Genomic DNA, 2253 nt, shown 5'->3' on the forward strand with positions numbered 1-2253 from the left:
GTGGCGGCATGAATCAAACGCAGTAGGGAGGGCTGGTATGGTTGTTTCATCGGTGGGTTTGGCTAAGGCCATTGAAAGTACCATGGTCAGATATCCGATCCCACTGGCTTACACAAGGATACTCTAGGAGCGTGTCGCACATTTCCGCAGGCACAAGCCTCCCCTCCTTTCGTTCTTTGGGGGTGAGCTCTGAAAGTTGCGCTCTGCCTGGGGCCTGAGCGGCCCTGAGCACTGGTCCCTCCCTCAGGTTGCTGCCAGCGCTGCTCTGTGCAGCTTGCCGATGTTGTGGGTGATGGCCATCAGGCTCCATTCACCGTTCACCTTCTCCAGCCCTCGCAACAGGAACCGATCCAGGCCCCGTGCTCCTTTGATCTGACCAAAGACCGGTTCGGCGATGATCTTGCGCAGGGCGTAGATCGCCTGGCCTGCCTTTGAGCGGATCTTGCGGTCCATCCGGCCCCGTGCATCCAGATCCCTGGGCGCAGGTCCCCGTGATGGCCGAGGTCGTTTGCCGTGCGCCTGCCGGCTGGTGGAAAGGTAGGCATCCAGCCCGCGCTGCTCGCTCGCCTCAATGTTGCTTGTGCTGCAGTAGCCCGCGTCGGCGATCAGCTTCTCGGGCAACTGGCCGGTATTGGCCACGATCCGCTCCACCATCGGAAGGAGGTGGTGCTGGTCCGCTGCCTGATTGCTGACCCCCACCGCCACGATGATCTGGTGGTCACCATCAACCGCCGCCTGGCAGTTGTAGCTCTGGATCCAGCCGTCCCCACCTTTGAGGATGTGGCTGCCTGGATCGGTGAAGTTGCGCTGGGCCTTGGCCTTGGGATCGCCGGCGGAAGTGGTGGGCAGGTTGCGGCTGGGCATCGCCAACGGATCCACGCTGCTCAGTGGATCCGGGTTTGAGAGGCCTGCGGCCTGGGCCTTCTCGATCGCCAGCCTGCGGGCCAGCTCCGCCCGCCCTCGGGCAGCTTTGGCCCGGCGCTCCGCCTGCTGCGCCTCTTTGGCAAGGGCCTGAGCAGAAACCTCACCCTCGGTATTGATCTTGTCGCTGTCATCAGCCGCAGCCGCAGCTGCCTCAGTGGCCTGCTCCTCTGCAGCGCGGGCCTGCTGTTCGCGGCGGCGGGCGTGGTCGGCGGCGGCCTCCGCCTCCAGCTCCGCTCTGGCTTTGCGCAGGGCGTCGAGTCGATCCTGGCGGCGCTGCAGTTCCTTGGGCAGCTCGTCACCGCGTTTGCCCTTGCCGTAGCGCGCATCCTCCTGGGCATCGATCAGCTCGGCCTTGCGCAGCAGCGCTGCGATCTCCGCTTCCAGCTGGGCCTCGCTCTTGAGCATGCGCTCATGGCTCATGGCCTTGTGTTTGGAGGCATTGGCCCTGACCTTGGTGCCGTCAAGGGCGACGTTGCCCAGGCTCACCAGGCCCGCCTTCTGGCAGAGCCGCAGCACCTGCACAAACAGGCCCGCCAAGGCATCGAGATGCACGAGGCGGAAATCACTGATCCGGCTGTGGTCCGGCTGCTGGTTGCCGGTGAGCACCCGGAAGGCCGCATCCTCCCAGCAGGCCCGCTCGATCCGCCGGGAGGAGGGGATGCCGACGCAGTAGGCGTACAAGAGCAGCAGCACCATCATCCGCGGCTCATAGGCCTTGACCCCGCGGGGATCTCTGGCCTCGTAGACCGCATAGATGGCCGAGAGATCCAGCTCAGAGGCCAGATCGAGCAGGAAGAACACCAGATGGTGCTCAGGCAGCCACTCCACCGGCGAGGGCGGCAGCAGCAGCGTCTGCTCAGGGTTCCAGGTGCGGAAGGTTTTGGGCTTGCTCATGCCCCATGCTCCCGCCCAGATCTATTGCTGTCACTGGGATCTGGGCAGATTAGAGGGCGTCTGTGGAGAAGCGGGCGGTGGGGTTATGTGCAACAGGCTCCTAGAATAGGATTTATTTTCTTGCGTAGGAGTCGGCGCTGCAACCAAGATGGACATCCAATTGCCCTATCTTGCGCATGGCCGAGAGCACAACACGACAAGAGATTGACCGCCTAACGTATTATTACATTCTGTTGACAATTCGTAGCTGCAACATGATAATTGCTATTATTTTGTTTAAGCCATGGCTCCGCACGTGAGGAGTATTACCGCCATCGGTCGACTCACGGCCCTGGTGGTGGCCCTTGGCACTTGCTGTTGGCTTGTTTTTTCCCATGAGTCCAATGTTGATGCAGCGGTATATCAACCAATTTCAAGCGATGCCAATCTCGAACA

The 2253-nt window shown here is 61.8% G+C and carries 1 protein-coding gene; it reads right to left on the bottom strand.

Annotated features, from left to right (window positions below):
* Positions 1–243 precede the first annotated feature (243 nt).
* Complete coding sequence (locus VB777_RS16165) at positions 244–1818, bottom strand: IS1182 family transposase (protein ID WP_323250204.1); 1575 nt, start codon at positions 1816–1818, stop codon at positions 244–246.
* Positions 1819–2253 lie beyond the last annotated feature (435 nt).

The sequence above is a fragment of the Synechococcus sp. CCY9202 genome, from assembly GCF_034931685.1.
GTDB lineage: Bacteria > Cyanobacteriota > Cyanobacteriia > PCC-6307 > Cyanobiaceae > CBW1002.